At 53.1% G+C, this 24,303-nt stretch carries 33 protein-coding genes and 1 pseudogene; 15 read left to right on the forward strand and 19 right to left on the reverse strand.

Translation table 11 applies throughout. The features are described 5' to 3' along the window. Nucleotides 1-25: 25 nt before the first annotated feature. Nucleotides 26-277, reverse strand: a complete 252-nt coding sequence (locus tag ACT3UM_RS02455; RefSeq protein ID WP_498895835.1) for a hypothetical protein — start codon at nucleotides 275-277, stop codon at nucleotides 26-28. Nucleotides 278-365: 88 nt separating this feature from the next. On the opposite strand from ACT3UM_RS02455, the gene ACT3UM_RS02460 reads away from it, so the two are divergent. Both ACT3UM_RS02460 and tcmP read left to right on the forward strand, forming a co-directional pair. Then, the gene (locus tag ACT3UM_RS02460; protein WP_498895837.1) at nucleotides 366-998 is read left to right on the forward strand and encodes a LexA family protein; all 633 of its coding nucleotides are present in this window, start codon (nucleotides 366-368) and stop codon (nucleotides 996-998) included. Between the two features lie 12 nt (nucleotides 999-1,010). Beyond that, nucleotides 1,011-1,874, forward strand: coding sequence for a three-Cys-motif partner protein TcmP (gene tcmP, locus ACT3UM_RS02465; RefSeq protein WP_498895839.1), 864 nt, complete (start codon nucleotides 1,011-1,013; stop codon nucleotides 1,872-1,874). Here tcmP and ACT3UM_RS02470 read toward each other — a convergent pair. Next, nucleotides 1,867-2,616 (reverse strand): DUF5131 family protein, encoded by a 750-nt coding sequence (locus ACT3UM_RS02470; RefSeq protein WP_498895841.1) that lies wholly within the window; start codon nucleotides 2,614-2,616, stop codon nucleotides 1,867-1,869. The genes tcmP and ACT3UM_RS02470 overlap by 8 nt on opposite strands. 211 nt (nucleotides 2,617-2,827) lie before the next feature. Here ACT3UM_RS02470 and ACT3UM_RS02475 point away from each other — a divergent pair, with 211 nt between their 5' ends. The 10 genes from ACT3UM_RS02475 to ACT3UM_RS02520 all read left to right on the forward strand — a co-directional run bounded on the left by ACT3UM_RS02475 (nucleotide 2,828) and on the right by ACT3UM_RS02520 (nucleotide 7,603). Continuing rightward, nucleotides 2,828-3,034: a hypothetical protein gene (locus tag ACT3UM_RS02475; RefSeq protein WP_498895843.1), complete on the forward strand. Its 207-nt coding sequence runs from the start codon at nucleotides 2,828-2,830 to the stop codon at nucleotides 3,032-3,034. After that, on the forward strand, nucleotides 3,031-3,360 hold the full coding sequence (locus ACT3UM_RS02480) for a hypothetical protein (RefSeq protein WP_498895845.1): 330 nt from the start codon (nucleotides 3,031-3,033) through the stop codon (nucleotides 3,358-3,360). Before ACT3UM_RS02475 ends, ACT3UM_RS02480 begins: the two co-directional genes overlap by 4 nt. After that, nucleotides 3,357-3,683, forward strand: coding sequence for a phage antirepressor KilAC domain-containing protein (locus tag ACT3UM_RS02485; RefSeq protein ID WP_498895847.1), 327 nt, complete (start codon nucleotides 3,357-3,359; stop codon nucleotides 3,681-3,683). The genes ACT3UM_RS02480 and ACT3UM_RS02485 overlap by 4 nt, the downstream gene beginning before the upstream one ends. Then, nucleotides 3,667-4,044, forward strand: coding sequence for a pyocin activator PrtN family protein (locus ACT3UM_RS02490; RefSeq protein WP_498895849.1), 378 nt, complete (start codon nucleotides 3,667-3,669; stop codon nucleotides 4,042-4,044). The genes ACT3UM_RS02485 and ACT3UM_RS02490 overlap by 17 nt, the downstream gene beginning before the upstream one ends. Next, nucleotides 4,037-4,396: a YfdP family phage-associated protein gene (locus ACT3UM_RS02495; RefSeq protein ID WP_498895851.1), complete on the forward strand. Its 360-nt coding sequence runs from the start codon at nucleotides 4,037-4,039 to the stop codon at nucleotides 4,394-4,396. Before ACT3UM_RS02490 ends, ACT3UM_RS02495 begins: the two co-directional genes overlap by 8 nt. Nucleotides 4,397-4,446: 50 nt before the next feature. Beyond that, the gene (locus ACT3UM_RS02500; RefSeq protein WP_498895853.1) at nucleotides 4,447-5,247 is read left to right on the forward strand and encodes a DUF2303 family protein; all 801 of its coding nucleotides are present in this window, start codon (nucleotides 4,447-4,449) and stop codon (nucleotides 5,245-5,247) included. A gap of 71 nt (nucleotides 5,248-5,318) precedes the next feature. After that, a complete protein-coding gene (locus tag ACT3UM_RS02505) occupies nucleotides 5,319-5,564 on the forward strand; it encodes a hypothetical protein (RefSeq protein WP_498895855.1) in 246 nt (81 codons plus the stop codon). Beyond that, nucleotides 5,561-5,914: a hypothetical protein gene (locus ACT3UM_RS02510; protein ID WP_498895857.1), complete on the forward strand. Its 354-nt coding sequence runs from the start codon at nucleotides 5,561-5,563 to the stop codon at nucleotides 5,912-5,914. Before ACT3UM_RS02505 ends, ACT3UM_RS02510 begins: the two co-directional genes overlap by 4 nt. A gap of 150 nt (nucleotides 5,915-6,064) precedes the next feature. After that, on the forward strand, nucleotides 6,065-7,231 hold the full coding sequence (locus tag ACT3UM_RS02515; RefSeq protein WP_498895859.1) for a site-specific integrase: 1,167 nt from the start codon (nucleotides 6,065-6,067) through the stop codon (nucleotides 7,229-7,231). A 57-nt stretch (nucleotides 7,232-7,288) separates the two neighbouring features. Further along, entirely contained in the window at nucleotides 7,289-7,603 is a 315-nt protein-coding gene (locus ACT3UM_RS02520; protein ID WP_498895860.1) for a hypothetical protein, read from the forward strand. Between the two features lie 378 nt (nucleotides 7,604-7,981). Here ACT3UM_RS02520 and ACT3UM_RS02525 read toward each other — a convergent pair whose 3' ends face one another. From ACT3UM_RS02525 to ACT3UM_RS02545, 5 genes and pseudogenes are all read right to left on the reverse strand, one after another. After that, entirely contained in the window at nucleotides 7,982-8,248 is a 267-nt protein-coding gene (locus tag ACT3UM_RS02525) for a DUF2442 domain-containing protein (protein ID WP_498895862.1), read from the reverse strand. Further along, on the reverse strand, nucleotides 8,208-8,447 hold the full coding sequence (locus ACT3UM_RS02530; RefSeq protein WP_498895864.1) for a DUF4160 domain-containing protein: 240 nt from the start codon (nucleotides 8,445-8,447) through the stop codon (nucleotides 8,208-8,210). The genes ACT3UM_RS02525 and ACT3UM_RS02530 overlap by 41 nt, the downstream gene beginning before the upstream one ends. A 49-nt stretch (nucleotides 8,448-8,496) precedes the next feature. Then, a pseudogene (locus ACT3UM_RS02535) lies at nucleotides 8,497-8,874 on the reverse strand (carotenoid oxygenase family protein). Continuing rightward, the gene (locus tag ACT3UM_RS02540) at nucleotides 8,856-8,999 is read right to left on the reverse strand and encodes a hypothetical protein (RefSeq protein WP_498895866.1); all 144 of its coding nucleotides are present in this window, start codon (nucleotides 8,997-8,999) and stop codon (nucleotides 8,856-8,858) included. Before ACT3UM_RS02540 ends, ACT3UM_RS02535 begins: the two are co-directional and overlap by 19 nt. Next, nucleotides 8,996-9,592 (reverse strand): NAD(P)H-dependent oxidoreductase, encoded by a 597-nt coding sequence (locus ACT3UM_RS02545; RefSeq protein ID WP_498895868.1) that lies wholly within the window; start codon nucleotides 9,590-9,592, stop codon nucleotides 8,996-8,998. The genes ACT3UM_RS02540 and ACT3UM_RS02545 overlap by 4 nt, the downstream gene beginning before the upstream one ends. A gap of 94 nt (nucleotides 9,593-9,686) precedes the next feature. On the opposite strand from ACT3UM_RS02545, the gene ACT3UM_RS02550 reads away from it, so the two are divergent. Then, nucleotides 9,687-10,571: a LysR family transcriptional regulator gene (locus ACT3UM_RS02550; protein ID WP_498895870.1), complete on the forward strand. Its 885-nt coding sequence runs from the start codon at nucleotides 9,687-9,689 to the stop codon at nucleotides 10,569-10,571. 228 nt (nucleotides 10,572-10,799) lie between these two features. Here ACT3UM_RS02550 and ACT3UM_RS02555 read toward each other — a convergent pair whose 3' ends face one another. From ACT3UM_RS02555 to ACT3UM_RS02580, 6 genes are all read right to left on the reverse strand, one after another. Then, nucleotides 10,800-11,648, reverse strand: coding sequence for a sulfurtransferase (locus tag ACT3UM_RS02555; protein ID WP_498895872.1), 849 nt, complete (start codon nucleotides 11,646-11,648; stop codon nucleotides 10,800-10,802). Nucleotides 11,649-11,837: 189 nt separating this feature from the next. Further along, complete coding sequence (locus ACT3UM_RS02560) at nucleotides 11,838-12,725, reverse strand: carbon-nitrogen hydrolase family protein (protein WP_498895874.1); 888 nt, start codon at nucleotides 12,723-12,725, stop codon at nucleotides 11,838-11,840. 13 nt (nucleotides 12,726-12,738) lie between these two features. Beyond that, nucleotides 12,739-14,010 (reverse strand): APC family permease, encoded by a 1,272-nt coding sequence (locus ACT3UM_RS02565; RefSeq protein WP_498895876.1) that lies wholly within the window; start codon nucleotides 14,008-14,010, stop codon nucleotides 12,739-12,741. 54 nt (nucleotides 14,011-14,064) lie between these two features. Further along, nucleotides 14,065-14,463: a lysozyme inhibitor LprI family protein gene (locus tag ACT3UM_RS02570; RefSeq protein ID WP_498895878.1), complete on the reverse strand. Its 399-nt coding sequence runs from the start codon at nucleotides 14,461-14,463 to the stop codon at nucleotides 14,065-14,067. A 162-nt stretch (nucleotides 14,464-14,625) separates the two neighbouring features. Beyond that, entirely contained in the window at nucleotides 14,626-15,333 is a 708-nt protein-coding gene (locus ACT3UM_RS02575; RefSeq protein ID WP_498895880.1) for a metal-binding protein ZinT, read from the reverse strand. Between the two features lie 225 nt (nucleotides 15,334-15,558). Then, nucleotides 15,559-15,765: a cold-shock protein gene (locus tag ACT3UM_RS02580; RefSeq protein ID WP_007111857.1), complete on the reverse strand. Its 207-nt coding sequence runs from the start codon at nucleotides 15,763-15,765 to the stop codon at nucleotides 15,559-15,561. A gap of 370 nt (nucleotides 15,766-16,135) precedes the next feature. Between ACT3UM_RS02580 and ACT3UM_RS02585 the strand changes: the two genes are divergently transcribed. After that, nucleotides 16,136-17,092, forward strand: a complete 957-nt coding sequence (locus ACT3UM_RS02585) for a calcium/sodium antiporter (protein ID WP_498895882.1) — start codon at nucleotides 16,136-16,138, stop codon at nucleotides 17,090-17,092. Between the two features lie 85 nt (nucleotides 17,093-17,177). On the opposite strand, the gene ACT3UM_RS02590 is transcribed toward ACT3UM_RS02585, so the two are convergent. Next, the gene (locus tag ACT3UM_RS02590; RefSeq protein WP_498895884.1) at nucleotides 17,178-18,155 is read right to left on the reverse strand and encodes a TAXI family TRAP transporter solute-binding subunit; all 978 of its coding nucleotides are present in this window, start codon (nucleotides 18,153-18,155) and stop codon (nucleotides 17,178-17,180) included. 458 nt (nucleotides 18,156-18,613) lie between these two features. On the opposite strand from ACT3UM_RS02590, the gene nhaD reads away from it, so the two are divergent. Next, the gene (gene nhaD / locus ACT3UM_RS02595) at nucleotides 18,614-20,092 is read left to right on the forward strand and encodes a sodium:proton antiporter NhaD (RefSeq protein WP_498895886.1); all 1,479 of its coding nucleotides are present in this window, start codon (nucleotides 18,614-18,616) and stop codon (nucleotides 20,090-20,092) included. 75 nt (nucleotides 20,093-20,167) lie between these two features. Here nhaD and ACT3UM_RS02600 read toward each other — a convergent pair whose 3' ends face one another. From ACT3UM_RS02600 to ACT3UM_RS02620, 5 genes are all read right to left on the reverse strand, one after another. Beyond that, nucleotides 20,168-22,006 carry a sensor domain-containing protein gene (locus tag ACT3UM_RS02600; RefSeq protein WP_498895888.1) on the reverse strand — a complete coding sequence of 613 codons (1,839 nt, stop codon included), beginning with the start codon at nucleotides 22,004-22,006 and terminating at the stop codon, nucleotides 20,168-20,170. A 9-nt stretch (nucleotides 22,007-22,015) separates the two neighbouring features. Continuing rightward, nucleotides 22,016-22,687 (reverse strand): glutathione S-transferase, encoded by a 672-nt coding sequence (locus ACT3UM_RS02605; protein WP_498895890.1) that lies wholly within the window; start codon nucleotides 22,685-22,687, stop codon nucleotides 22,016-22,018. A 214-nt stretch (nucleotides 22,688-22,901) separates the two neighbouring features. Beyond that, nucleotides 22,902-23,477 carry an antibiotic biosynthesis monooxygenase gene (locus tag ACT3UM_RS02610; RefSeq protein WP_498895892.1) on the reverse strand — a complete coding sequence of 192 codons (576 nt, stop codon included), beginning with the start codon at nucleotides 23,475-23,477 and terminating at the stop codon, nucleotides 22,902-22,904. Nucleotides 23,478-23,604: 127 nt separating this feature from the next. Further along, complete coding sequence (locus tag ACT3UM_RS02615; RefSeq protein ID WP_498895894.1) at nucleotides 23,605-24,012, reverse strand: hypothetical protein; 408 nt, start codon at nucleotides 24,010-24,012, stop codon at nucleotides 23,605-23,607. A 7-nt stretch (nucleotides 24,013-24,019) separates the two neighbouring features. Next, on the reverse strand, nucleotides 24,020-24,247 hold the full coding sequence (locus tag ACT3UM_RS02620; protein WP_022520746.1) for a DUF2835 family protein: 228 nt from the start codon (nucleotides 24,245-24,247) through the stop codon (nucleotides 24,020-24,022). Nucleotides 24,248-24,303: the final 56 nt, after the last annotated feature.

Here is a 24,303-nt window from a genome sequence, read left to right on the forward strand (position 1 = left end):
CTCCCCGGCACCCTAAAACCGCTGGTTAGGCGGCTTTTTTGTTCAGCTCTTCAGCAGTCACTCCGTAGTGCATCAGCACTTCAGGGAGTGACACATTGCCCTCGCTTGCCTCGGCCAGCTTTCGCATATACCGCAACGAAGCAGCTTTACGTGCCTTTAAGACATGGACACGTAAATAGCCTGCAGATGTACCAACGCGATCTGCATATGCTTCAAGCGGGTTTTCACCTGAATACTCTGGCCGATCTAACTCACGAAGATAGTCATATAGCGTCATAATCACCTCGATACTACCTATACGGTATTAATATCTCAATACCTAAATGCTCGTTTACCTTTTAGGTAATGTCAAGGAAACTTGGGGTATGGACATTAAAACTACGCGCCGCATGCGCGTCCAAACCCTCATAAAAGAGCGCGACCTTACCCTCAAAGCATTTGCCGATATGATCGACAGAAGCCAGGGCCAAGTAAGTGCCATCGCAGGAGCCTCAGCCCACAAGGGCATAGGGGATGCCTTGGCGCGCCATATCGAACAATGTCTCCACCTACCTCATGGCTATCTTGATCAGCCGCTCGCTGACAATAATGCCGCTGTTATCACCACCACTACATCGCGCCAACTACCGGTACTTGGCCTAGCATCGGCAGGAAAGCTCATGGAAAACATCCAGGAAGCCTGCGTAAGCGAGTATGTCATTGCACCTGGGCCAACAGGCCCGAATGCCTTTGCGTTGCGCATCGAAGGAATAAGCATGGAACCGCGCTTTCAGGAAGGCGATAAGATCGTTATCGACCCTGATCTTGAATGGAAAAATGGCGACTATGTTTACGCAATGAGAATTTCTGATAACCACGGAACCTTCAAACAGCTCCGTTGTGAAGATGGGGAAATGTACCTTTGCGCTACAAATTCAAGCTTTGAGCCACGTTATACCCGGATGGACGGCGAGTGGACGATATTAGGTAAAGCCCGTTGGAGAGTCGAAGACTTATAATAAGGAGGGAGCATGATTCATGAAAAGCACAATTTTGGTGGTATTTGGACTACTAGAAAGTTAGAGATAATCGATAAGTATCTTAGATTTTATTCTACTGCGCTGAAAAATATGCCCTTCAGGAAACATTATATCGACCCGTTCTCAGGTACTGGCACTGTTGACTTCGATGATGGGCTTTTTAATAGCGATCCTATTGAGGGTTCAGTAAAAAGGTCTTTAATGGTATTCCCTCCTTTTGATCAATACCATTTCAACGAGCCACACCCCAAGCGAAACGCACAACTACAATCCATAGTTTCAGAGTATTGCAAAACTCAAGTTGATATCACCAGCCTGGATGCTAACGTTATGATAAATAACGTATGTGAGAGTCTTGGCAGAGATCGAGCGGTATTCTTTATAGATCCATATGGTTGTCAGTTAGACTGGGAGTCATTAGTTAAAATCTCAAAAGGCAGAGGAAATGATGTTTGGCTGTGGTTTCCAGTCAGCGCTGTGATTAGACAAGCGGCTGTAAACGCTAGTGATATTCATGAAACATGGAGACTCAGGTTAAACAAATTATTTGGTGACGACAGCTGGGAAAAAGCTCTTTATGACTCTGCAGAAGATGAGCACATCGGCTGCACTGGCTCACTATTTGATGATGATCCGCTACCAAACACAATACGATCCCGTCAAACTGGCACTGCACAGCTTGACAAATACGTCATGTCAAAACTCAAAGAAATATTCCCGTATGTAAACGAAAAACCAATGGCTTTTAACAATGCGAGAGGCTCAACTTTATTTAGATTGTACTTTGCAATGTCTAATGCAGATGAAGCTGCAATAAAGCTTGCAACCAGAGGCGTAAATAGCATCCTTAGGTGATCATTTGGTGAGATATCAGGGGGAATTGGTCATAAATATGCCCGTTGAGATCTCGCCCGTTAGCTTTTTTACTTCTTTTCTTACCGTCTTGCCCCCAGCCCCCCCATTGCTTGAAGAAAAAAGCGACATTTTGGGTTTCACATTGATGCTGAATATTCGCTGCCCACTCAGGCTGCATTGGGCGAGCGCCTTTACCAGACTCACCTCCAACTATGACCCAGTGGATACCGTCTAATTCCAACTGACCAATATCTTCTAGTAATGGTTCAGCACTAATAAACCTGACTGAAACAGATACTTTTCGTAGGTCTGCAATTCTGGGCACACCATATTTCCTATCTTCTACAGATACACCAAGCCATAAATTATCCGGCGCAATGCGATCGGCAAAGAATTCTGGCAACCGCCACCCACGCTTTGTTAATACCTGATAGGTATGCTGTGGCGTCTGAGACATAACAGCCAGCACCTGATCAATATAGCTATCAGGCACATCTTCGTGAAAAAGATCACTCATACTATTAACAAAGTAAGTGGTGGGCTTTTTTCTTTTCAGTGGTTGTGAGAGGCGCTCAGGCATGAGAGAGAGCTTAAACCCGTTTTCGTACCCTCGAGCCCCCATAGCCTTGAGCCGGTGCGCCATAGCCTCTGCATAGCAATGCTTACATCCAGGTGACACCTTTGTGCAGCCCGTAATGGGATTCCACGTATGCTCTGTCCACTCAATGTCACTTGAACTCATAAAACACCACCATTACTGTATAAATAACCACTACAAATTAGCATAACTGGGTTAATTGTACTAACTATGGCAAAAGGCTGCTTGAAGAGATTTGTATTTAATTTACCCCTGAATTTATTCTCCCCAACAAAAAATACCCAAATGGTATTTACACAATACCTAAATGGTACTAATCTGTTTTCTACACGCCCACCACGTGTAGGAGAAAGCTATGCAAACCAATGCCCACCCATGCCGGGTAATCCTTCACCCGGCGGCTGGCAACAGCCATATCGCCATACAGGCAATGCAACACGTCACCGGACGCGTTGCCGCTCGCTTGATCGGCTCAAAATCCCGCACGATCTATCTGCTCACCCCTGAAGAAGCGGCCCGCTATCGTAATGACCAGCGCGCACCGCAAGGCGGTGCTGCATGAGCTCCGTTGTTCATATTTCAGCCCCCAGCGTACTTACCCAGGCGCATCGCGATGCCATGGCCTACATCCAAGAGCTGGCCACCACCATCAGCATGCAAGGTGTCTATTGCGTTAGTGCGGAGTATGCAGGCGTTTCTCATGAGTTCAGGACTAGCGTGCTGCTGTTTAGTGAAATCGCTAAAGAAAACTTTAAAGCGCACACCACCCTGAACGTATACCTCCCGGGTCGCGAACGCTGGGCAGGTGATAACGCGCTTGAAGAGCTGCAGGCTATGGCACGCGTACTGGAAGGCTTCCTAATCCCACCTTCAGGAGACGCCGCATGAACGCCCCTCAACACCCACAACCGGCCCACGCACTCGGTAAACGCTACACGCTCATGGAAGCCGCTACGTTACTCGGTACCGGTCGGAACACACTTTGTAAGCAATTGCGTGCGATTGGCATGCTGGACGCTCACAACCTCGGCACGCGACCACACACCAGCGCAGGTCGCCTATTCGTGGAACTCAAAGCATTCGAGCATACCGGGCTGGGGGCAGAGCGCACCTATGGCAAAACACTGGTGACCGAGCGCGGCTTGCTCTATATCGCCAACCGCCTGGGGCTGCGACTTCAACGCGAGGCCGCGAATGATGCCGACGTCTGACCGCACCCACATTGGCAAGCTCAGCACTCGCCAGCCGATTGGTAAAACGCAGACCACCACAGCACTGCTTTACCAGCAATTTGGTGATGTGCTGATCCCGCTTGAAAAAGTACGGCTGGCGTATTTCCGAAACCGCAGCCCGGAGCGCTTTCGTCGTGCCCTACGCGAACAGCGCATCCCACTGCCCATTGTCACGCTGGATGACTCCCACAAAGGCCAGGGCTTTATCTGCCTGCACCATTTGGCAGCGCTAATTGAGTCACGCGCCCTTGAAGCCATCCAGCACCAATGCGATGACGACATCGCAGACACCCTGCGCTTCGGCGCAAACCACCACGAAAAGGAGGCCAGCAATGGCTAACGAACCCACCACCACCGATATCAATGCCCTTTTTGATGACCTGGACGCCGGTGTATTCCGCGACAAAGTTGGCCGCGCACTTAGCGAAGTCGCCGCGGGCATCGTCGCCACCGGCAAGCAAGGCAAAGTCACTGTCACCTTCGATATGAAACAGATCGACGACGCCCGGCAGGTCAGCTGTACCCACAAAGTCAGCAAGATTGAGCCCACCCAAAAGGGTAAGCGCTCAGAGGAAAACACCACCTCTACCCCGTTGCATGTAGGTCGTGGTGGCAAGCTCACGCTATTCCCTGAGAACCAGGGCAAGTTCGACTTCCAATCGGAAGGCCAAAGCGAAACCCAACGCGCCTAACCAGCGCTTAATCCACCACAACGCAAACCAATGCTATGAAGGAACACACCATGGATCACCAGGTAATTGAGAAAATCCAGGCGCTCGTACACGCGGCACAGATTGGCAACCCGGGCACTGATGTGCCCACCCTACTGGTGCCGGATGGCTATGAGCTCAAGTCGCTGGAGCAATACCAAGAAACGCCATCCCGCTTCCGCGGCACTTTCTCCACCAGCTCGATTGAGGACTACGGCAACTACGTCAACGCCGAAAATGAAGCCCGCGTATTCGTTGATATCGACGATATGCGCGCCGCAACCTTTTTTGACCTGGGCAACCCAGGTGCTCCCGGCCACGGCGAACACCGCGCATACCTAAAGCTTGAAGCCACTGGTGCTTATATAGCGTGCCTGCAAGCAAACGGCACGAGCTTTGCTCAAAAGGAATTGGCTCACTGGATTGAGGACTGGCATCACTGCATCACAGGGATCGATAGCAACGGCCAGGAGCTCACCGCCAAGCAGTTAGCCAACGCCGTGCGCAAAATCGAGATCAAAGCGACCTCAGAACGCAGCCATGAAGATGGCGATTGGAATACCAAGCGTTCGGGCATGGATGCGCTGGATGCCAGTGCCGGTGACAGCACCCCGGATATTATCCGCTTCCACTGTATTCCTTATGAAGGTCTTGCCTTCCGCACCTTTGAAATCCGCGTCTCGATAATGGCTGACGACACCAAGCCGCGCCTAAAGCTGCGCATTATCGGCCTGGAAACCGCAAAGGAAGAAATGGCTAAAGAGTTCAAGCAGGTGCTGATCGATGAGCTAGATGAACACGTCACGCTGCTACTTGGAGCGTTCAGTAAGTAACTCTCTGACCCGCAAAACAGCCCTGCCGCTGCCCACCACGGCGGCAGGGCTTCCACCACAGGAGCGAACCAATGCAAACCTTACAGAACCCGCCAGAGGCAGGCCCACAATATCCTCAGTTCAAATTCGTCGAGTTCAATAAGCGCCGCCAGATGCGCGGTGCCGAAGCTGCACGCATCGAGATCATCCACAGCGAAGGTGATCACGAAGAGCTTTGGATGACCGCAGGCGACCTACAGGGAAACATCCGCCTATTTGGCAAGCACGAAGCTCTAACCGAAGCACTTAAGGCTTATGGCCAAGGGGGTCGGGGATGAACTACGAGACTTGGCGCGCCACATTTCAAGACAGTGAGCAGGCCGCGAAAGCGGCCTATGCAGATGCCGAACGCTGGGAACGGCTATTCGCCATGGCGATCGGCAGCTTGGTGGAAGTCGCTGAAGCCGCTGGCATCCGCAAGGAAGACCAGCTGACAGGCGGCACTTTCCAAACCCTCACCGCTATCGAAAAGCTCAAGGAACGGCGTGACAAATGGAAAGACCGTGCTCTGAAAGCAGAAAAGGTAAACCGAGATCTTTTCCGCTTTGGCATTAACCCCGCCAGGATGCCAAGCCAACCCGCCGCCCTAAACGGCAAACTATCAGGAGGCGATCATGCTGCCCGTTGATCATGTGACGATCGAAAGATTTAGCGAGCTGACTGGCTACAGCGAGTTTGCCGTCAGATCAAAGATCAAGCGCGGCGACTGGCGCCAGGATGAGCAATTTTTCAAAGCCCCTGATGGGCGAATTTTAATGTCATTGGAGGGATACGCGCAGTGGGTAACCAAGGGAGTCACTACGAAGGGGTCAGGATCGGGTCTGCGAGTAGCATCAGCATCGACTTCATCTATAAAGGCGTCCGTTGCCGCGAACGGCTCAAGCTCAAGCCCACCCCCGCTAACTTAAAAAAAGCGGCGCAGCATCGCGCCGCTATCATGTCAGCGATCGACGCCGGTACCTTCGATTATCAAGTGACCTTCCCGCGCAGCAAAAACGCCAGAAAGTTTCTCCGTAAGGATCGGCTGGATAACTACCTGCGCAATTGGCTTAAAGCCAAACAGCCGACCATAAAAGCCAGCACCTATAAGGATTACCGAAAAACGATCGAAGGCCAGTTGATACCTCAATTTGGCCACCTGATGCTTCAAGAAATTAAACGTGGCCACGTGCGAGATTGGGCGGCCACTCTCACCTGCTCAAACAAGCGAATTGCCAACATCATCAGCCCACTACGCGCTGCGCTGGATGATGCCATGCACGACGAACTGATTCAGCATAACCCGCTGGCAGGCTGGCACTACCGAAAGATTGAGCCACCAAAGGAAGTCGATGATATCGATCCATTCAGCGCTGAAGAACAATCCGCGATCCTGGCGGCACTTCCAAAAGATGGTGTGCCACTGATTCAGTTCGCCTTCTGGACTGGGCTGCGCACTTCAGAACTGGTAGCTCTTGAATGGGGCGATATCGACTGGCGACAAAAGCGCTGCAGGATCACCCGGGCGATTACCCAGGCCTCAAAGGGAGAGGCAGAAACAACGAAAACCACCGCGGGCACCCGCACGATCGACCTGCTACCCAGAGCGATAGAAGCACTCAAAGCACAAAAAGCCATGAGCTACCTTCACCTCAGTGGCCGGATATTCCTTAACCCACGCAACGGAGAGCCATGGACAGGCGACCAAGCCATTCGTAAGACTATGTGGATCTATGCCCTTAAACGCGCTGGCGTCCGGTACCGCCGCCCTTATCAGACCCGCCACACCTACGCATCAATGATGGTCAGTGCAGGCGAGCCGCTGGCTTGGGTATCTAAGCAGATGGGGCATACTAGTGTTGTGACTACGGCTAGGATCTATGCGGGGTGGATACCGACGACTAATAGCAATGCAGGTATGCTGGCAAATGAAAAGTACACAATAAAACTTAGCACCTACTCTTGAAAGCGGTTAGATTTGCCTCCATTTATTAAGCAGACACCAAAAATAGGAGAGCACTGTATGACAATCGATACACCAATGTCTGAAGAAGGATTTGTAGTCCGAGCACTATCGCTAGCTATTGCTGATGCTGACCTGCAAGCAAGTCTTGTATGTAAGCAAGACCTTTTCAATGGGGCTTCTAGTGATGAAGTTAACCCTACTGCCAAAGCCTATACCATTGTAAGTATGGATATATTTCAAGCTAAATGCGTTGGAGTGAATTTAGTGGGCCCTGTTGTTGATGCCACCAATGCAAAAACATGCGGTGAACTTCAAGTAGCCATAGCTGAAGCCATCAACATATTGAGTAGTCGTAACACAGGTGGTTATTGATCTCCTGCAAATCATAGTCAGGAATTAGTCAACAGTTACCTTAAGTGATTGATATTAAAAAAGAGGAAGCGGGTTCAATTCCCGCCGCCTCCACCACCTTACTATACAAATCAAGCACCTACGGGTGCTTTTTTTGTGTCTGTGGGCTGAGAAGGGCTGGTTTTGGCATAGCGTGGTCAGCTTTATGGTCAGCCTTTTTTCTAAATATCTTCATCAAGCAGGATTAGTCAAATTGTCGTCCTAACCATTCTGACGGTTTATCGGCCACTTGTGCTTACGGGGCATATCATTTTCGGCAACGTGCGCGGCATTCAGCATGCACGGTTACGGAATGGAGGCGGAGTCGCAATGGAAAAGACCTCACCGTGTCTACGATGCTTACGTGCTGTGGGCGACGTTTGGAAATCTCTCAGGATGCTCGATGATTTCTTCTGTCAAGTCGACATCAAGGTCGGGCCAATAAAAGTGGCCTGGGGATTGTTCCTCAACATTCACAATCGCGCTAACCGGCTGCTCCTTAAACCAGGGGAAACTGTTATAGGGCATGAAAAACTCACGATCGTGCGCCAAAAGCCACACCCCATGCGCAGAAATGTTCGTCACCTCAACTTCCGAAGTGTTGTTTCCAAGCGCTGACAAGCTCATCCCGGTGATCCTCCACCAATGATTCGATTTCTTTCAATTGCTGCCGGTTGTATCCGTAATTTTTGGCCAGCTCAAGATCTGGTTCAAGCCAAAATTTCGCCTCGCCATCACCTGATACTACATGAACATGGATGCGAGACTCCTCTCGCGAGAAGAAAAAGAAACGGTATCCTTTTTCTCGGAATACTGTGGGGCTCATCCATACTCCTCGCACATCACAGGTATTAGGCTGTATATCCAAATTTAGCCTAGCACAGGATGCTTAAGTCGGCTGAGTATAGTAAGCGTGAGCTTTCCATTTCCAACTCGCCAAAAAAGCAGGAACTGCTATGGGTGATGTCCACCAAGTAGCAAATGACTATGGCCTTACGACGCAGGTCAGTGACAAAGGCTAATAACCATCCGTTATCTTCGCCGCGCCCCTGTGGATCGGGAACGAAGCAGGGCTCGGCCACATAGACACCTGCGGGAAGGTCAAGCACCCAGCGCCGGTCTTACTCCATGTCATATTTGACGATACCGTACCGGCGCGCGTCGGGGAAAACCACCACATAGGCGAAGCGGTTTTGCCGCCCGGTGACGCTGGGGTGGATCATGGGGAATTCAATCATAAGGTCATCGAGCAGCCAGGGACGGGGCCGGGGCTGCTGCCACTCTTGGCGAACGCTTCGAAGCTCAGGATGGAGGTTGCGAATGTGCTTGCAGCGAGGCCGCTTGCCATACGCAGGATATCGCGTCTGGTGTAATTCATTGGGCTGCTCTCCTTAGCTCAAGCTCCTTCACCCCGAGCGCTGTACTGCTTACGATCCAGCGCTTGAGTGTGGCGGCATACTCAACAGCAGCGGCATCAAGTGCTTCCGCGGACAGCTTGTCGGCCTGATAGAGAACAAAAGGCTCTGCCCATGGCAGACCACAGCGATGCGCAGTGGCCTGCAGCGGAGCAAAGAGTGCATTCATTGTGAACATGTTGCACCCGCCGGGACGGTAGGCGCCTGGTACATTACCGGCCGTTGCAGCCACCATGAGCGGCGTGCCTTCCAACATACGCCCTTCCGACTCGTAGGCGATGTAGAACATCCGCGTCAGCACGGCATCCTGCCAGGCTTTTAGCAGCAGCGGCGTGGAGTACCACTGAATCGGGAACTGCAGCACGATACGGTCACATTCAAGCAGCCGCAGGGCCTCGCGCTCGCCGTCTTTGGATAGATCGATGCCATCGGGGTAGATGGCTTGCATATCGACGACCTCTACACCGGGTAGCTTGGCCGCTGCCGCAGCTAGCGCAGCGTTGGCCTTCGAATGCGCAAGGTCGGGGTGGAACAGAAGAATGAGCGTCTTAGTCATGGGGTTTCGCCTCCTTTAGGTAACTGCACGGAAACGATGCACCCACGACCAAAATTACTCCAATCGATTAATAATATGTTCTATTATTTGTTTCATGAATCTTCGCTCACTCGACCTCAACCTGCTCGTTGTCCTTGATGCGCTTCTGGATGAGGCGCATGTCAGCCATGCTGCCGATAAGCTAGGCCTGTCACAGCCTGCCGCCTCCGCCGCACTGCAACGCTGCCGTTACCTTTTCAGAGATGAGTTGTTGGAGCGCGGTCGCGGCACGATGCGGCTAACGCCAAAGGCCGAGGCGCTGCGTGCACCGCTGAAATCACTACTTGCGGAGGTGATTAATCTTGTCGATCCGCCCAGGGTGCCGCTGGCTGAAATACGCAAAACAGTGCGGATCGCCATGGCAGACTATCCGGCGGTGTTCGTAACTGCGCCCTTGCAGCAGGAGCTGCAGCGTTCAGCTCCTGGCGTCGATATAGTGATCCAGCCCTGGCATGGCGCCGAGGCCGCACGTCAGGCACTACTCGACGGGGCCACCGATGTTGCTATCTCTGTTTTCTCGTCTGCCGAGGAAAAATTGCATCGTGAAGAGGTGTTTGTTGAACACTATGTCGTCGCCATGCGTGCCGGGCATCCTGTCGCCGCCGATTTCAATCTGAATGCCTGGTTGGAATACCCTCACATCATCGTCTCCGGGCGTGGCGACAAACGGACGTCGCTGGATTCGGAGTTGGCCAAGCTAGGCAACTCACGTCGGGTTGGTGCGGTGGTGCCCAACTTCCAGATGGTGCCAGCGCTGTTGCAGGGATCCGATATGATCGCCATGCTGCCTTCCCGTGTCGTAACTGACTTCACAACCCTGATATCTTTACCGCCCCCGGTGCCGGTACCCGGCTTTACCCTGCACTTGGCATGGCATCTGCGCCATGAGAAGGATCCTGTCGTTCGACACGTTGCTGATATTCTTATCGAACTGCTTTAGTAATACCGCCAGGCGATACCCAACCCGCAATCTGGGAGAGAATGTTCCAGACTACAGTGGTTATAGCGATTTCTGTAGCTGACATGGAGCTACTACGTCGACCAGAAAGCGCCTAGCACTGAGCTTAGCGGTGACCTTGTAATGGAGGCGAAGCCGCAATAGAGTAGACATCGCCGTGCCTGTGATTGTTAGGAACTGCCAATTCCTCTTGTAGCGAGATGATGTCCGCTACGCCACCGGCAATGACTCACTGCTGCCCCAGTCGGCCCAGGAACCGTCGTACAGCGACAGCTGAGTATACCCGGCCAGCTCGGCCGCCAGTAGGATGATGCAGGCGGTGATGCCGGAACCACAGGAAAACACCAGTTGGTGTCCGTTGCTGGGCTGAAGGGAGGGAGCGAGGTGGGCAAACGTTGACGCCAGTTGGCTGGCTGGCTTGAACCGATGACCCTCTAGCACCTCTGTAAACGGCAGGTTGAGGGAATTGGGGATGTGACCACCGCGCACACCAGGCCTGGGTTCTGGCGCTTGCGCCAGGAAACGTGCCTGTGATCGCGCATCGACGACCGTTACTCGCTCGTCCTCCAGATGCTGGAAAACGTAGGCAGAATCTCGAACCAGGGTGTGATCGAGCTTGCCAACCACGCTGCCATGCTTGGCCGCATCTGCCACCGAAGCAGAATCGATGTCCCGCCCTTCGGCCAACCACTGCGGCAGGCCGCCATCTAGAACAAACACCTGTTTGAGGCCCATAGCCCGCAGAATCCACCAGGCTCGTGGTGCCGAGTAGATACCCTGGTTGTCGTACAACACCACCAAGCTCTCGGGCTCGATGCCCAATCTACGGGCCTCCGCCGTGAACTGCTCTTCCGTCGGGAAGGCGTGAGCTTGGGAAGCTCCGGTATCGCAAAGCGCTCCTTCCAGGTCGATCCGGAAACTTCCCGGGATCAACATCGGACGGTCATAAACAATCGGCTCCTTGCCAACGACATTGGCCATGCTAGCGTCGATCAGTACCAAATGTTCGTTATCCAGATTGTCCTGCAGCCAGTCGGTGGTCACGAGGGGGGAAGGCATGGTGTTCTCCGGTCTAGGTCGACATGCAACAGTACATGATCGCGGACGGGCGAGACCAGCAAGTTAACGCGGATCGCGTAATCCACAGTATGCTGATCGACGAGCTGCAGAGCACCGGGCATGCCGATTGGATCGGGTGCTGGAGCCGTGTCCATATCGCCTTTTTCTCCAGTGATGGTGGTAGGCTGATTAACGCTTTTTACTCCACTTTCGCGGATCAATGCGCCCTTCGTACATGGGTAATTCCAGCACAGGGTCATCGTCTCGAAACTGAGACCACATACGGTTCAACCCTGCAGTGCCGAAGGTACGTACACGCACGACCTCATCCAGGTTGAGTACATCGGTGAGAATGCCCGGAGTAGCGCCGGACATCCGCGCGCGGATGCGACCCTCGGGGTCGACGATCAAACTCTGACCTTCCCCCGCAGGCGCGGCCGAATTAGCGCTCACCATATACACCTGGTTGAAAATAGCATTGGCCTGCACAAGGATTTGCTCCTGGGCGCGGTCGCAGGTGGTGGTAGCCACCTGGTTGATGATCACCTCCGCCCCCAGCCACGCTAGCTGACGTACCGTCTCGGGGAACCAGATGTCGTAGCAGATGGCCAGGCCAACCCGACCTATGCCTGGCACCTCGAACACTTCAAAGCGATCTCCCGGTTGATAGGGCTCGTAAGGCCGCCAGGGTAAACACTTACGGTAGGCAGCCACTCGCTCACCTTCAGGCGAATACACTGGCGCGGTGTTGTACAGATGCCCGTCCTCACCCCGTTCACATACCGTGCCGGGCAGCAGCCATACTCCCAGGTTGCGGGCGATACGTGATAAGTGCTGATGGCGAGGGCCATCGATCGGTTCAGCCGCGGCTTCCAGTTGCTCCCTGCGCTGCTGAGGCGTACCCGTGGCCCCGCATAAATGGAGCTCTGGATAAACCACCATCCTTGGCTGTTCAAAATCGGCACCGAAGTCGCTCAGGTGCACCGCCAGCGCGGCCTCGAAGTCCAGCAGTTCGGAGTCAATGCCGTGCGGCCGCGAGGCTTCCTGCACCACAAGGACAGGCAAATTTCTGGACATAGTGGATCTCCGTTTAAAGGGGCGCTTTTACCGAGGCGGGCGCTGACTCGGGCTCTGATTCATCAAAGGCCACTTCCGGCGGCTCGCGACGGAAAAAGCGGGTCAGGTAGGCCAGTTGGGCGAGACCGATTGAAAGCCAGATCAGGCCCAGAATAAAGGCGTTGATATCCAGCTTACTCATCAGCCAAAGGTTAACCAGGGCACCGATGAGCGGCACTAACATCCCTCTAATCACTCCATACTGGCGCCTTGCATCGGCGTCTTTGCTGACCAGAAAGATCACTGACAGGTTCACCATCGTGAAGGCGATAAAGGCACCGAAGTTGATAAACGAGGCGGCAGATAACACATCAAGGAACAAGGCAATGATGCCGATAGCACCCGTGAGGACGATGTTGAACACTGGCGTGTGGAAGCGTGCGTGCAGCGCTCCGAACAGCTTAGGCGGCAATACCGCATCCCGCCCCATGGCAAACAGCAGCCGAGAGGCACTGGCTTGAGCGGCCAAGCCAGACGTGAACTGGGCGAGCACCATGCCGGCCAGGAAGATAGCGCCGAAAAGATCCGCACCGATGGTCGTGGCAATCTCAAAGGCGGCGGAGTCTGAATTTACGAAACTGCTGCCAGGATGCACCAGCTGGGTGGTGTAGCCCACGAGTACGTAAATACCGCCGCCGATCAGAGCGGTGAGCATAATGGCCTTAGGGATATTGCGCTTCGGGTCGATGGTTTCTTCGGTCAGGGTGGTGACAGCGTCGAAGCCAAGAAAAGAGTAAGCGGCCACCGCTGCGCCCGCGGCAATCGCGGTAAAACCAGCATCCTCCCCCAAGAACGGCCCCAGGCTAAAAAGTGCGTCGCTGCCGCCGGTCGCAAATACATGACGAACCGACAGCAGCACGAAGAAAGCGATCACCAATATCTGGAACACCATCAGCAATGAGTTCACTTTGGACGCGAGCTTGATGCCGTAGATATTCAAGAAGGTGGTGATACCAATGAAGCCGAGCAGGAATATCCAGCTTGGCACGTCAGGAAAGCGCGCATTCAAGTAAGCAGCGCCGATCAACCAGATCACCATGGGCAGGAAGAAATAATCCAGCAGCACGCTCCAACCCACCATAAAGCCGACCCGGGAGTCGATGGCTCTGCGGGCGTAGGTATAGGCAGAACCTGCTACCGGATAAGTACGCGCCATAATGCCGTAACTGTAGGCCGTGAAGAGCATGGCAGCGGTGGTAATAATATAAGCGGTGGGTACGGCGCCATTGCTCGGCTGAACGAGCACGGATGACACCTGCACCTCGGGGCAACGGTTTGCACTCAAGCGATTGACCGCCGTTTACCGAGAGCAGCTGAGATCGCCCTCTTCGCAACTAGCATGCTCACGTAGTTGCTCAGTACGTTCCGCTGTCAGCGTTTCCAGACAGCCGTTACGCACCATGGGTTGGGCGCTACCGCCTTCCACAGCGCTGCTTTCAAATGCGCACTCAGCATCACGAAAGCCGATCCACGCCCGCTGCGCCGCTCTGAGCTTCTCGAGTGACGCTGAATTGTCCTCCAGACGGCTAACAACGGTTTGGTAAACCGCGTTGAGCTCGTCATCCGCCGCTTGATAGGCCTGTGCCGTGCACTGGTTTAGCTCGGTTTGCGTATTGGCGCTAGCACACGAATCATCCGCGGTAGCAAAGCTACTTGATAGCAAAAACCCGATACACAGAAAGAGAGACGATAAGCGCATAGTGACACCTCTTGATGCTGGTTAAATCCGAACCGGGAAAAGTTAGCACATGTCCACGAAGCTGTTTACCCTGTACTAATAAAGCAAAGCGCTGGCATCTCGGCCAGCGCTTTGTAGTCATTCGTACACATCAAAAGATGTTTTTCGCTTAGGCGGTAACCGCTAGTGCGCAATCATTTCTTCGACAATTTCTTCACCGCTCAGCTCCGATGGGTAATAAGTCGGCCAGTTGGTCACTTCTTCTAACAGCGCCTCACGGTCATCGCCCCAATAGAGATGGAAGTGATGCGCATCGGTGGGGTAAATACTGTGGTCACTAAATTGGATGTATTGGGGTAGATCGTCAGATGCTTCTTCAAGCGCGTAGATGAACCGCACACCCCGGTTACCCGCTTGGTAAGTTAAAATTTCATAGCCATCGTATTGGTATTCACCCGTGCGCTCTTGGCCATTTTCAAAGAAAGTGACGTCGCTTCCATCAATAACGATACGCGCTACATCCGTTTGGTAACCGGTATCGTAATACGCTTTATACTCTTCGGCGGTCTTGTCACCATTGTCTGCTTTATGCGCAAACACTTCGTCAAGGGTGCCATCTTGCAGGTAGGGATAAACGGACTGCCAATCACCCTCCCAGTCAGATAGCGCGCGATCCTCAACCTGGTCGTCATCAAAATAGCCCGAATAGATATCGCTATCGTGGTCGTGGTCGTGGTCGTGGTCGTGGTCGTGGTCGTGGTCGTGGTCGTTATGAGTATGATCGTGCTCATGCTCATGGCCATGATCGTCGGCGCTAACGCCTTGAATACCCGTCAGTATCAAAGCACTCAATACAAGCGCGCTGGTGCTCTTAAGTGGCAATGCTGTCATCTCCGATCTCTCCTTTTGCCGATTGCGAAATAATGCATCTCCAGAAAAAGATACATTATAACATAACTCTAAGCAAACCATTCTTATCTCAGCTTGGCTACAGCACAGAGGAGGTGCATTTAAATGGAAAAATCGCTTTTAATAGACACAAACGCATCGGGCCCCGCCTAAGCGGGGCCCGATCATCGAATCTAGAAGATTCGAGAGCTTACATAATCGCTAGGATTAAGAAAGCAGCTTGATGTTTGAAGCTTGAAGGCCTTTCTGACCTTGGGTAACGTCAAAAGAGACGTTAGCGCCTTCAGGCAGAGTTTTGAAGCCATCAGACTGAATTTCAGAGAAATGAGCAAAAACGTCATCGCTGCCGTCAGAAGGAGCAATGAAACCGAAGCCTTTAGAATCGTTGAACCACTTAACTGTGCCAGTTGCCATGATATTAAATCCTTTTCGCAAGTCGCGAATTGTAGAAATCCTGGTATTACCCAGATAAATAGTGAGTAGAACAAGGAATACAATTACAGACTACCGAAAGAATTCGAATGTTTCTGGAACCATGCTTGCTTGCTAACTTACTAACTGCGGACATCCTGCCACGTAGTCAGCAGCAGGTCAAAGCCTTTATGTTTTTTAATTTGTTGTTCTGCCTCTCATAACCGTTTTGAAACCGCGCAAATTATCCCAAATAGCCGTAATCTTGCCGATGAGCCAGGCAGCCTTAATTTGACCGCCTGGCGTACTTTGGCTTGCCTGGTGAATCCCGCGTTATTCGCGGCCTGGCGAGCTCTCTGGAAGAGGGTTTAACATGCTATACGGACTTAGTTTGTTGGCGGGTATTGTGCTACTGACCCTGGGTGGAGAATCGCTTATTCGCGGCGCGGTGGCGGGCGCGCGAAGAGTCGGGGTTTCGCCACTGCTAACCGGGCTAGTAGTGGTGGGTTTTGGCACCTCGGCCCCGGAACTGGTTGTCTCTATTGATGCTGCGATTAATCAGCAGCCTGATATTGCGGTTGGCAATATTGTGGGCAGTAATATCGGCAATGTCTTATTGATTTTGGGCATGTGCGCCGTTATTAGCCCAATGGTGGTTCAACCCTTAGCACTGCGCCGGGATGGCCTGGTGGTGGTACTCGCCAGCCTGCTGTTTATTGGACTCTCCTTCGGCGGCGCACTAGGGCGAGTTGATGCGGGGATTTTTATAGCGGGTCTCGTCGGTTATCTTATTTGGGCCTACGTTAGCGAAAGCCGCCAACACCTTCCTGTCGCGGAAATGCACGCATCAGAAGCGCAGGAAATGACCAAACTGCCCACCACTGGCTGGATGATCGCCGTAGCACTGGTGATTGGTTTGGGCATGCTGATTGGCGGGTCACAGCTACTTTTATACGGCGCCATTGGATTGGCACAAGCCATGGGCATTTCCGAAGCGGTGATTGGCCTGACCATCGTCGCTGTTGGCACGTCACTGCCGGAGATGGCCGTGTCGGTGATTGCTGCATTACGCCGTCATGCGGATGTAGCGGTGGGGAATATTTTGGGCAGCAATATTTTCAACCTGCTTGGCATCCTGGGCATCTCTGCCTTTTTACAGCCGCTGCCCCTTGCGCCGCGGGTGGCTCTGTTTGATCAGTGGGTAATGCTGGGAGCGGCGGGCATACTGGTACTTTTTCTATATACCGGTATGCGCTTAGCACGCTGGGAGGGCGCCGCGTTGCTCGTCGGTTATGCGGCTTATATCGCGTTAAGCTTTACGATTTTTTGACCTTAATGGCGGTGGTAGGTCTGGAGACGAGCGCGCCACTTGACATCGAAAGTGGCCCGCCGAAGGTACCAGGTAATCAAAAAGGCTAACGCAGCGCGTCAGGCACCTCGATACCTGCTTCTTGGTAGTAACGCAGCGCTCCTGGGTGGAACGTCCCGGTCATGTTTGCCACCATATCGGGGGTAATACTGCTCCACCACGCAGTTTCTTCCGCCATTGCATCGAGGTGCTCCCAATACGTTTTGGTTAGCGTATAGGCAGTTTCGTCGTCCATCGCCGTGGTGGTGTAGGCAATCACAGGGAGCGACGTCGTTTGGACATCGTTGTTAACACCAGGGTAAGTGCCGCCGGGTATTGTTTGGCGTGACGCTCCGGTTTGTTCGATTTGCTCATCGCTCAGGCTGACTAAAGAGATCGGCAGACGGCCAGCCGCCTCGATCACACCAGGAGAGGGGTAGGCACTTGCGGTAACAAAGCCATCAATCTGGCCGTTTTCGAGCGCATCGGGCCCGCTGTTAATAGCCGCATCAGCAATTCGGACGCTATCATCCAGGTCAAACAACGCTAGGTAGCGAGTTGCCTCACGAGCACTGAAGGTGCCTCGACCAATCAGTATATGCTTGCCTTCAAACGCGGAAAATTCAATGTCGCCTTTATCGCCTGCAAGCACAAAGTGCATGGTCATAGGAGGCAACGGAAATAAACCACGAATCTCTTGGAAACGAAGATACGGGCGCTCTGCAAAAGCCCCTTCCCCGACCACAGCCTGTTCAATTAAAGCTGACGGTGAGGTGAACACGTAATTGCCTTGGCGAGCCAATACTTCCATTACGTTTTGTACAGACCCCTGACTCTCTTCCGAGGCGAGCACAATGGCACCATCCGTCCCTTTACGGACGGCCTCAGCAAACTCTACGCCCATTAGGTAGTAGGAAGTACCCGCCGCGGCTGATTTATAGGTCACTCGGGTTTCAGCATGGACGGAGAAAGCGAGACTTACCAACGCTAGCATTGCTGCCGAAACGCCAAGCGCGTGGCGTAGTAAGCAAAAGGGGTTGCGCATCGTGTTATTCCTTAGCGTAAATCGGCCTTGTTTTATCGTCACCAGCTGTTTTGGCTATTGATCAAGCTGAGAGCATGACGCTGCCCAACATAACACGACAGCGCTCAGCCGGGCACGCTCCTCCCTCGCCCTTATACTCCAATACTCCACTTTCACCACATCTGCGGACATATAGTTTAAGGCCAAACATTAGCTGGAAAAGATATATGCTCTGAAACTTACTCAACAATGCTATGCGGCGATAGTATAATAATAAGTTGTCTATTAACTTTTTTATAAAACTAATACGCGGGAATTTACCATTACCTAAAAGATTAATTTCCTAAAAAAAGATGCTATTGCCTTAAGAAGAACTACTTTCGTTCGTTTTAATAAGGTATTGCGGCGCAATATAGGCTGATAAGATAAGGCCGTTTTTACACCACTCCTGACAACTTAACCATGAGGAAGAACGTCACATGCCTACGTTGTGCCAACCCTCTTGCCAGCCACGATTATATCGTCGCTGGCTTTTTTTGTTAGCGGCCTCACTATTAAGCGTAAGCCCCAACGCTTTTGCCGTGACCGGTGAATTAGACCTAACCACCTCTACCGTTGGCTTTTTCGCTGTTGCCATTTTCGTCTTGGCCTATGCGTTAGTCATGGCGGAAGAAAAGATCCATATGCGCAAGTCTAAGCCGGTGTTAGTGGCCGCCGGTATCATCTGGAGCCTCATCGGCTGGGTGTATGTCCAAAACGGCATGTCGGATGCGTCTGAGTACGCTTTCCGCGTCACGCTTTTGGAGTTCACCGAGCTGATGCTGTTCTTGCTGGTGGCCATGACCTACATCAACGCCATGGAAGAGCGCCGCGTCTTCGATGCCCTGCGCTCCTGGATGCTGCGCAAGGGCTTCAACTACCGGACACTGTTTTGGCTGACCGGCGGTCTCGCCTTTGTACTGTCCCCGATTGCCGACAACCTCACCACGGCCCTGCTGATGTGCGCCGTGGTAACCAAAGTGGCCGAAGGCGACCAGCGCTATATTAACCTGGCTTGTATCAATATCGTCGTGGCTGCCAATGCAGGGGGCGCGTTTAGCCCTTTTGGCGACATTACCACTCTAATGGTATGGCAAGCGGGCATGGTGGAGTTCCAGGAGTTCTTCATTCTGTTCTTCCCCGCCCTGGTCAACTTCATGATTCCCGCCTGCATCATGAGCCTATTTATCAAGGATGAAAAACCCTCCAGCGTTTATGAAGATGTGTGGCTAAAGCGTGGCGCCCGGCGCATTGTGCTGCTGTTTTTATTGACCATCGTTACCGCCGTGCTGTGTCACGTTGTGCTCCACCTCCCCCCGGTGTTAGGTATGATGACCGGCCTGGGCTACTTGCAGTTCTTCGGTTACTACCTGCGCCGCAGCCTGCCCCGCTCCTTGGAGCGCAAGCGCGAACGCTATAGTCGCCGTGGCGACAACAAAAAGCTTGAGCAATTGGGTGGCGTGGTGCCGTTCGATGTCTTTAACCGCGTGGCGCGGGCTGAGTGGGACACTTTGCTGTTCTTCTACGGGGTGGTGATGTGCGTTGGCGGGCTTGGTTTTATGGGCTATCTCGGCTTGCTGTCGGAAGCGCTGTATACCGGCTGGAACGCCACCGCCGCCAACATTGTATTAGGCGTTGTTTCAGCGGTGGTGGACAACATCCCGGTGATGTTTGCGGTGCTGACCATGGAGCCGGATATGTCCCATGGGCAATGGCTGCTGATTACCCTAACCGCGGGTGTCGGGGGCAGTTTGCTATCGATTGGCTCCGCGGCCGGTGTGGCCGTGATGGGCCAAGCCAGGGGTTCCTATACATTTATGGGCCACTTGCGCTGGTCGCCGGTTATTTTACTCGGTTACATTGCCAGCATTTTGGTGCATATGTGGCTTAACGCAGAGAGCTTTGCGCTGTTCAGTTAAGTACAGCTCAGTTAAGCACAGTAGTTAATTAGCAGCACGTTTAACCCCCTTTTCACCTGGCTGGAAAGGGGGTTTTTAATAGCTTTCAAACAGGTACTCAATGGGCGTCGGGCGACCAAATAGATACCCTTGATAGCGATAACAGCCGTGGCCTCTCAGCCAGTCGAGCTGCTCTTTTTTCTCCACTCCTTCCGCCACCACGGTTAAGCCTAAACTCACTGCCAGCAGAATGGTGGTATCCACAATCGCGGCGTCTGTTTTATCAGTGAGCAGTTCGTGAATAAATGATTGGTCAATTTTTAACTCATCCAGCGGTAAGCGCTTTAGGTAACTCAACGATGAGTAACCGGTGCCAAAATCATCCAGCGCAAAGCGAATCCCCTTAGCACGAAGCTTCAACATCGTATTGCGCACCCGGATTGGCTCGCGCATCAACAGGCTTTCGGTGACTTCGAGCACCAAGCGGCTAGGTGGCGCCTGGGTTTCGGCTAGCAGCGCCTCGACATCACACACGAACTCTGGCTGCTGGAACTGCACGGAACTCACGTTGACAGAAATACTTAACGGCGCGTAGGCCGCCTGGTGCGACCATTTGGCTAGCTGCTCGCAAGCTGACCGCAGCACCCAATAGCCAATCGGCACAATCAGCCGATTCTCTTCCGCAAGTGGAATAAAGGTCGCAGGGGAGACCCAGCCACGCAGAGGATGGTACCAACGTAGTAACGCCTCTACGCCGGTAGTCACGCCCTGGTGGTCGACCTGCACTTGGTAGTGCAGCGCCAGTTCGTTGCGCTCCAGCGCCTTATGCAGGTCGGCCTCTAAACTGGCCCTTTCCAGTACGCTGGTTTGCATATCCGTATTAAAAAAGCACAGCGTATTGCCGCCCGCACTTTTCGCCTGCTGCAACGCCATATCAGCCTGTTGCAGCACGCTATCCATACTGTGCTCGCCTCCTCCCGTAAATAGCGAAATACCGATACTGGCACTGATGGGTAACGAGTGACTGCTTCTTAACTGCGTAATGGTCTCCAGTAGTTGCCGCGCCACACGCTCGGCTTTTAGTGCAGCGTTCGTCTGTTGCTCGCCCAGATCATTGATTAGCACCACAAACTCATCGCTACTGAAACGCGCCAGCGTTACCTCTGGCTCAAGCCGCTGGCGTAGCTGTTCAGCGACGCTGATCAATAGCTGATCGCCACTCTCATGGCCCTGAATATCGTTCACTAAGCGGAAATTATCCAGGTCGATCACCATTACTGCACTATAGGACGCGGCCCACTCATCGTGCTCAATTGCAGCCGTTAAGGCGTCCATCAGTTGCCGCCGATTGGGTAGCCCGGTTAGCGAGTCATAGAAGGCCAAATAGTGGGTGCGCGACTGCATTTCGAGGTAGTCAGTCAGTTCGGTCGAAATACCGCACAGGGAAGGGGGAGCGCCGGGCGACATGGAAAGCGGCATTTTAATCGATAAGAACGTTCTTACCCGGCTTTCGCCCTGCAAGACGTTGCTCTCTTCTACCGTCACTTTTTTTCCTGAATCCAAGACACTGCGATCAACCTGCTTAATTTCAGCGGCGCTTCCGGGATCAAAAAAGGCCTCGTCGCGCTTGCCAATGATTTTGTTGGCCGGCAGGCCGAATAGATCGCTAATGCGATGGTTAACGTATTGATACTCTAAGGACGGCGACTTGATATAAATAAACGCATCGACGCTATCCAGAATCGTCGCCAGCATCTCTTTATTGGAATTGAGTAGCGCCCGGTTATGCCGCATACGCCGCTTAAGCAACAGATTGCCCAGCAGCGCCAAAAGAAGAAAAACCAGCAGCAAGGCGATCCCCCAACGCCCCAGGTGGCCATCAATACTGCGTATCAGCTCCGCCGGAAGCGCTGCAGACGAGGCAAAATAGTCCATAGCGGCTGGTCACTGACCCGGCATGGTAAGCGGGCCCGCCCGGTCTACCACTCGCTGCCAAGCGGCGTCTTGCTCAATGCGTGACACAAAAGCCGCTATGGCAGGATAGCTTTCCAGCGATTGGATGGCGGCCACCGCCTGAAGCGGGAAACTCATTTGCATATCGGCGCCGCTGGGCCACGGCCCGCCAAAGTTGCCCTCCGCTAACAAGTGTTGGTTAATAAAGTTGAGGTGCCGCTTAATCTGCGGTGTCAAAAAGCGCTTGCTGACGGTATCGCTAATCCCTTTCGCCAGCGGCTTAATCAGCCAGGGGGACTGTTTTGGAATTTGGCTGAACACAAGCTGCATCACCAGCAACGGCATGAATGAGCCTTCGGCATAATGCAACCAGTAGCGGTAATCCACCCAAGCACGCATATCATCCGACGAAGGCTGGCAGCGGCCCTGCCCATAGCGCTGCACAAGGTAATCAATGATCGCTCCTGACTCAGCCACAGTGAGATCGCCATCGGTAATCACCGGAGACTTACCCAACGGGTGGATTTTTTTCAGTGCGTCGGGCGCTTGCTGTGTTTTGCCATCGCGTTGGTAAACCACCAATTCGTAGTCCAGTTCCAGGGCTTCAAGTAGCCACAGGATGCGATGCGAACGGGACTTTTCCAGATGGTGAACGTGGATCATAAACTCTCCATGGGGCTGAGTTGCGCACCAGCTTGCACTGGCGACACTTATCCTTTGTTTACAGGCACATTTAGCTTAGTACCATAAAGCCCATCATCATAGGCGCAATAAACGCAGGTGAGTATCAACGCAACGTCGAACCCCATGGAAGCGCGAACGCAAGCAGTGGTTATTAAGAACTGTGTATTAAAGACAGTGCATTAAGACCGGAGCATTAAGACCGCTGCGCGTGGCGCCAACGCGCCAGCCAATCCAACGGTGACCATTTACCTTGTAACCAGGGCGCCAGTAAACGCATAGAGAGCGGAATAAACACACACACCATCACCGGGGTCAACATCAGCGTGCTTACCACTACCCGCGGCAGCAGCGCCCACTCGGCCAGTACGCCACCGAATACCAGCTGAAAAATCAGTGAGATAGGAAAAAAAGCCAGCCATACGGCCACGGCCTGTTTCCAGCGCGGCGGCGCATTGCTGCCGGTTTGAAACCATGCATCCAGGCCCGTGGCCCGGTGCTCATGGGGCGCTTCATACAAGCCCTTTCCGCGCGCCAACCACGCATGGCGTGAGGCGGAATGCTCCCAGGCGGCTAGGGTTTCACTGCTGCTAAAGCGGAAGATAATCTGGTATTCATCGTCGTCAGCCGGTGGCGCCAATACGCCGGAGCCGAGGTAGCCAGTAAAATCGGCCGCCAGCTCGCGCCCTTCGTTCAGCCAACGATTAAAATCAGCGTAGCGGCCGTGCTCAACGCGACGAGCCACCATCAATGTGACAGGTGAGGCAGACATGGTATATCTCCTAATGTGTCCACAGCCAGCGCCGGGTAGGCAGGCTGTTTTCTTTCAAGGGGGTAACCCTGAAAGTCGAATGGTCACATTATACAAGCAATGTTGATGCCATGCTGTGAATGTTGCGCTATAGCCGATAACGCGGCGAGGGCTCACGCCCAGGAATAGGTTGGGGGCGCTCACCCCGTTGGAAAGCGCATACGTGGATATAGATTTCCACCGCGCTATGAATGGCATCGGCCTCTTGGGGGTCGGGTTCTACTACCGGGCCAGTATACTCGCCTTCGCTGCGTAGCACGGCATCTACCTCGGCCCGGTAACGGCCCAGCAGGTGCTCAAGGTTCATCCGTATACGATGAATCTCCAGCCCAAACGCCTGACGCTGATCGGTGCGTTTAAGGATATCCAACGGGTTCGAAGCGGCTTCGATCAAGCTTTCTAGCGTAGCGAAAACTAACTTTTCAGCGCTGTTTAAATTGGGAATAATGGAATAAATGAGGTCATGTAAGGTGATCGGTGTTCCAAGGCGGTGCATAGGCAATTCAACGTCCGGTTAAGGGATCAATGCTAATAAATCGGCCCTGCTCAGAAAAACTTAATCGATAAATACCGCGAACGCCATCACGCCCCACCACTCGGCGAATCGCCTCGGCGGGAAAGATCACCCAGCGGCCATCCACGCTACGGGTACGTACGTTGGCAATACGCCCTTCGTAATGGGCTAGGCACTCGTCGTAGTTAAGATTAATGACTACATCAATGGTTTGCATAGGGTCGGCATAAGATCGGCATCGTGCAAACTTGCACTCTCGGCATTGCTCGCTAA

Origin of the sequence: Halomonas sp. AOP13-D3-9, assembly GCF_052379125.1 — a bacterium.
Classification (GTDB): domain Bacteria; phylum Pseudomonadota; class Gammaproteobacteria; order Pseudomonadales; family Halomonadaceae; genus Vreelandella.

Coding starts and splice junctions, on each gene's coding strand:
- ACT3UM_RS02455 (WP_498895835.1), bottom strand. CDS start 277: ATGACGCTATATGACTATCTTCGTGAGTTAGATCGGCCAGAGTATTCA.
- ACT3UM_RS02460 (WP_498895837.1), top strand. CDS start 366: ATGGACATTAAAACTACGCGCCGCATGCGCGTCCAAACCCTCATAAAA.
- tcmP (WP_498895839.1), top strand. CDS start 1,011: ATGATTCATGAAAAGCACAATTTTGGTGGTATTTGGACTACTAGAAAG.
- ACT3UM_RS02470 (WP_498895841.1), bottom strand. CDS start 2,616: ATGAGTTCAAGTGACATTGAGTGGACAGAGCATACGTGGAATCCCATT.
- ACT3UM_RS02475 (WP_498895843.1), top strand. CDS start 2,828: ATGCAAACCAATGCCCACCCATGCCGGGTAATCCTTCACCCGGCGGCT.
- ACT3UM_RS02480 (WP_498895845.1), top strand. CDS start 3,031: ATGAGCTCCGTTGTTCATATTTCAGCCCCCAGCGTACTTACCCAGGCG.
- ACT3UM_RS02485 (WP_498895847.1), top strand. CDS start 3,357: ATGAACGCCCCTCAACACCCACAACCGGCCCACGCACTCGGTAAACGC.
- ACT3UM_RS02490 (WP_498895849.1), top strand. CDS start 3,667: ATGATGCCGACGTCTGACCGCACCCACATTGGCAAGCTCAGCACTCGC.
- ACT3UM_RS02495 (WP_498895851.1), top strand. CDS start 4,037: ATGGCTAACGAACCCACCACCACCGATATCAATGCCCTTTTTGATGAC.
- ACT3UM_RS02500 (WP_498895853.1), top strand. CDS start 4,447: ATGGATCACCAGGTAATTGAGAAAATCCAGGCGCTCGTACACGCGGCA.
- ACT3UM_RS02505 (WP_498895855.1), top strand. CDS start 5,319: ATGCAAACCTTACAGAACCCGCCAGAGGCAGGCCCACAATATCCTCAG.
- ACT3UM_RS02510 (WP_498895857.1), top strand. CDS start 5,561: ATGAACTACGAGACTTGGCGCGCCACATTTCAAGACAGTGAGCAGGCC.
- ACT3UM_RS02520 (WP_498895860.1), top strand. CDS start 7,289: ATGACAATCGATACACCAATGTCTGAAGAAGGATTTGTAGTCCGAGCA.
- ACT3UM_RS02525 (WP_498895862.1), bottom strand. CDS start 8,248: ATGAGCTTGTCAGCGCTTGGAAACAACACTTCGGAAGTTGAGGTGACG.
- ACT3UM_RS02530 (WP_498895864.1), bottom strand. CDS start 8,447: ATGAGCCCCACAGTATTCCGAGAAAAAGGATACCGTTTCTTTTTCTTC.
- ACT3UM_RS02540 (WP_498895866.1), bottom strand. CDS start 8,999: ATGAATTACACCAGACGCGATATCCTGCGTATGGCAAGCGGCCTCGCT.
- ACT3UM_RS02545 (WP_498895868.1), bottom strand. CDS start 9,592: ATGACTAAGACGCTCATTCTTCTGTTCCACCCCGACCTTGCGCATTCG.
- ACT3UM_RS02550 (WP_498895870.1), top strand. CDS start 9,687: ATGAATCTTCGCTCACTCGACCTCAACCTGCTCGTTGTCCTTGATGCG.
- ACT3UM_RS02555 (WP_498895872.1), bottom strand. CDS start 11,648: ATGCCTTCCCCCCTCGTGACCACCGACTGGCTGCAGGACAATCTGGAT.
- ACT3UM_RS02560 (WP_498895874.1), bottom strand. CDS start 12,725: ATGTCCAGAAATTTGCCTGTCCTTGTGGTGCAGGAAGCCTCGCGGCCG.
- ACT3UM_RS02570 (WP_498895878.1), bottom strand. CDS start 14,463: ATGCGCTTATCGTCTCTCTTTCTGTGTATCGGGTTTTTGCTATCAAGT.
- ACT3UM_RS02575 (WP_498895880.1), bottom strand. CDS start 15,333: ATGACAGCATTGCCACTTAAGAGCACCAGCGCGCTTGTATTGAGTGCT.
- ACT3UM_RS02580 (WP_007111857.1), bottom strand. CDS start 15,765: ATGGCAACTGGCACAGTTAAGTGGTTCAACGATTCTAAAGGCTTCGGT.
- ACT3UM_RS02585 (WP_498895882.1), top strand. CDS start 16,136: ATGCTATACGGACTTAGTTTGTTGGCGGGTATTGTGCTACTGACCCTG.
- ACT3UM_RS02590 (WP_498895884.1), bottom strand. CDS start 18,155: ATGCGCAACCCCTTTTGCTTACTACGCCACGCGCTTGGCGTTTCGGCA.
- nhaD (WP_498895886.1), top strand. CDS start 18,614: ATGCCTACGTTGTGCCAACCCTCTTGCCAGCCACGATTATATCGTCGC.
- ACT3UM_RS02600 (WP_498895888.1), bottom strand. CDS start 22,006: ATGGACTATTTTGCCTCGTCTGCAGCGCTTCCGGCGGAGCTGATACGC.
- ACT3UM_RS02605 (WP_498895890.1), bottom strand. CDS start 22,687: ATGATCCACGTTCACCATCTGGAAAAGTCCCGTTCGCATCGCATCCTG.
- ACT3UM_RS02610 (WP_498895892.1), bottom strand. CDS start 23,477: ATGTCTGCCTCACCTGTCACATTGATGGTGGCTCGTCGCGTTGAGCAC.
- ACT3UM_RS02615 (WP_498895894.1), bottom strand. CDS start 24,012: ATGCACCGCCTTGGAACACCGATCACCTTACATGACCTCATTTATTCC.
- ACT3UM_RS02620 (WP_022520746.1), bottom strand. CDS start 24,247: ATGCAAACCATTGATGTAGTCATTAATCTTAACTACGACGAGTGCCTA.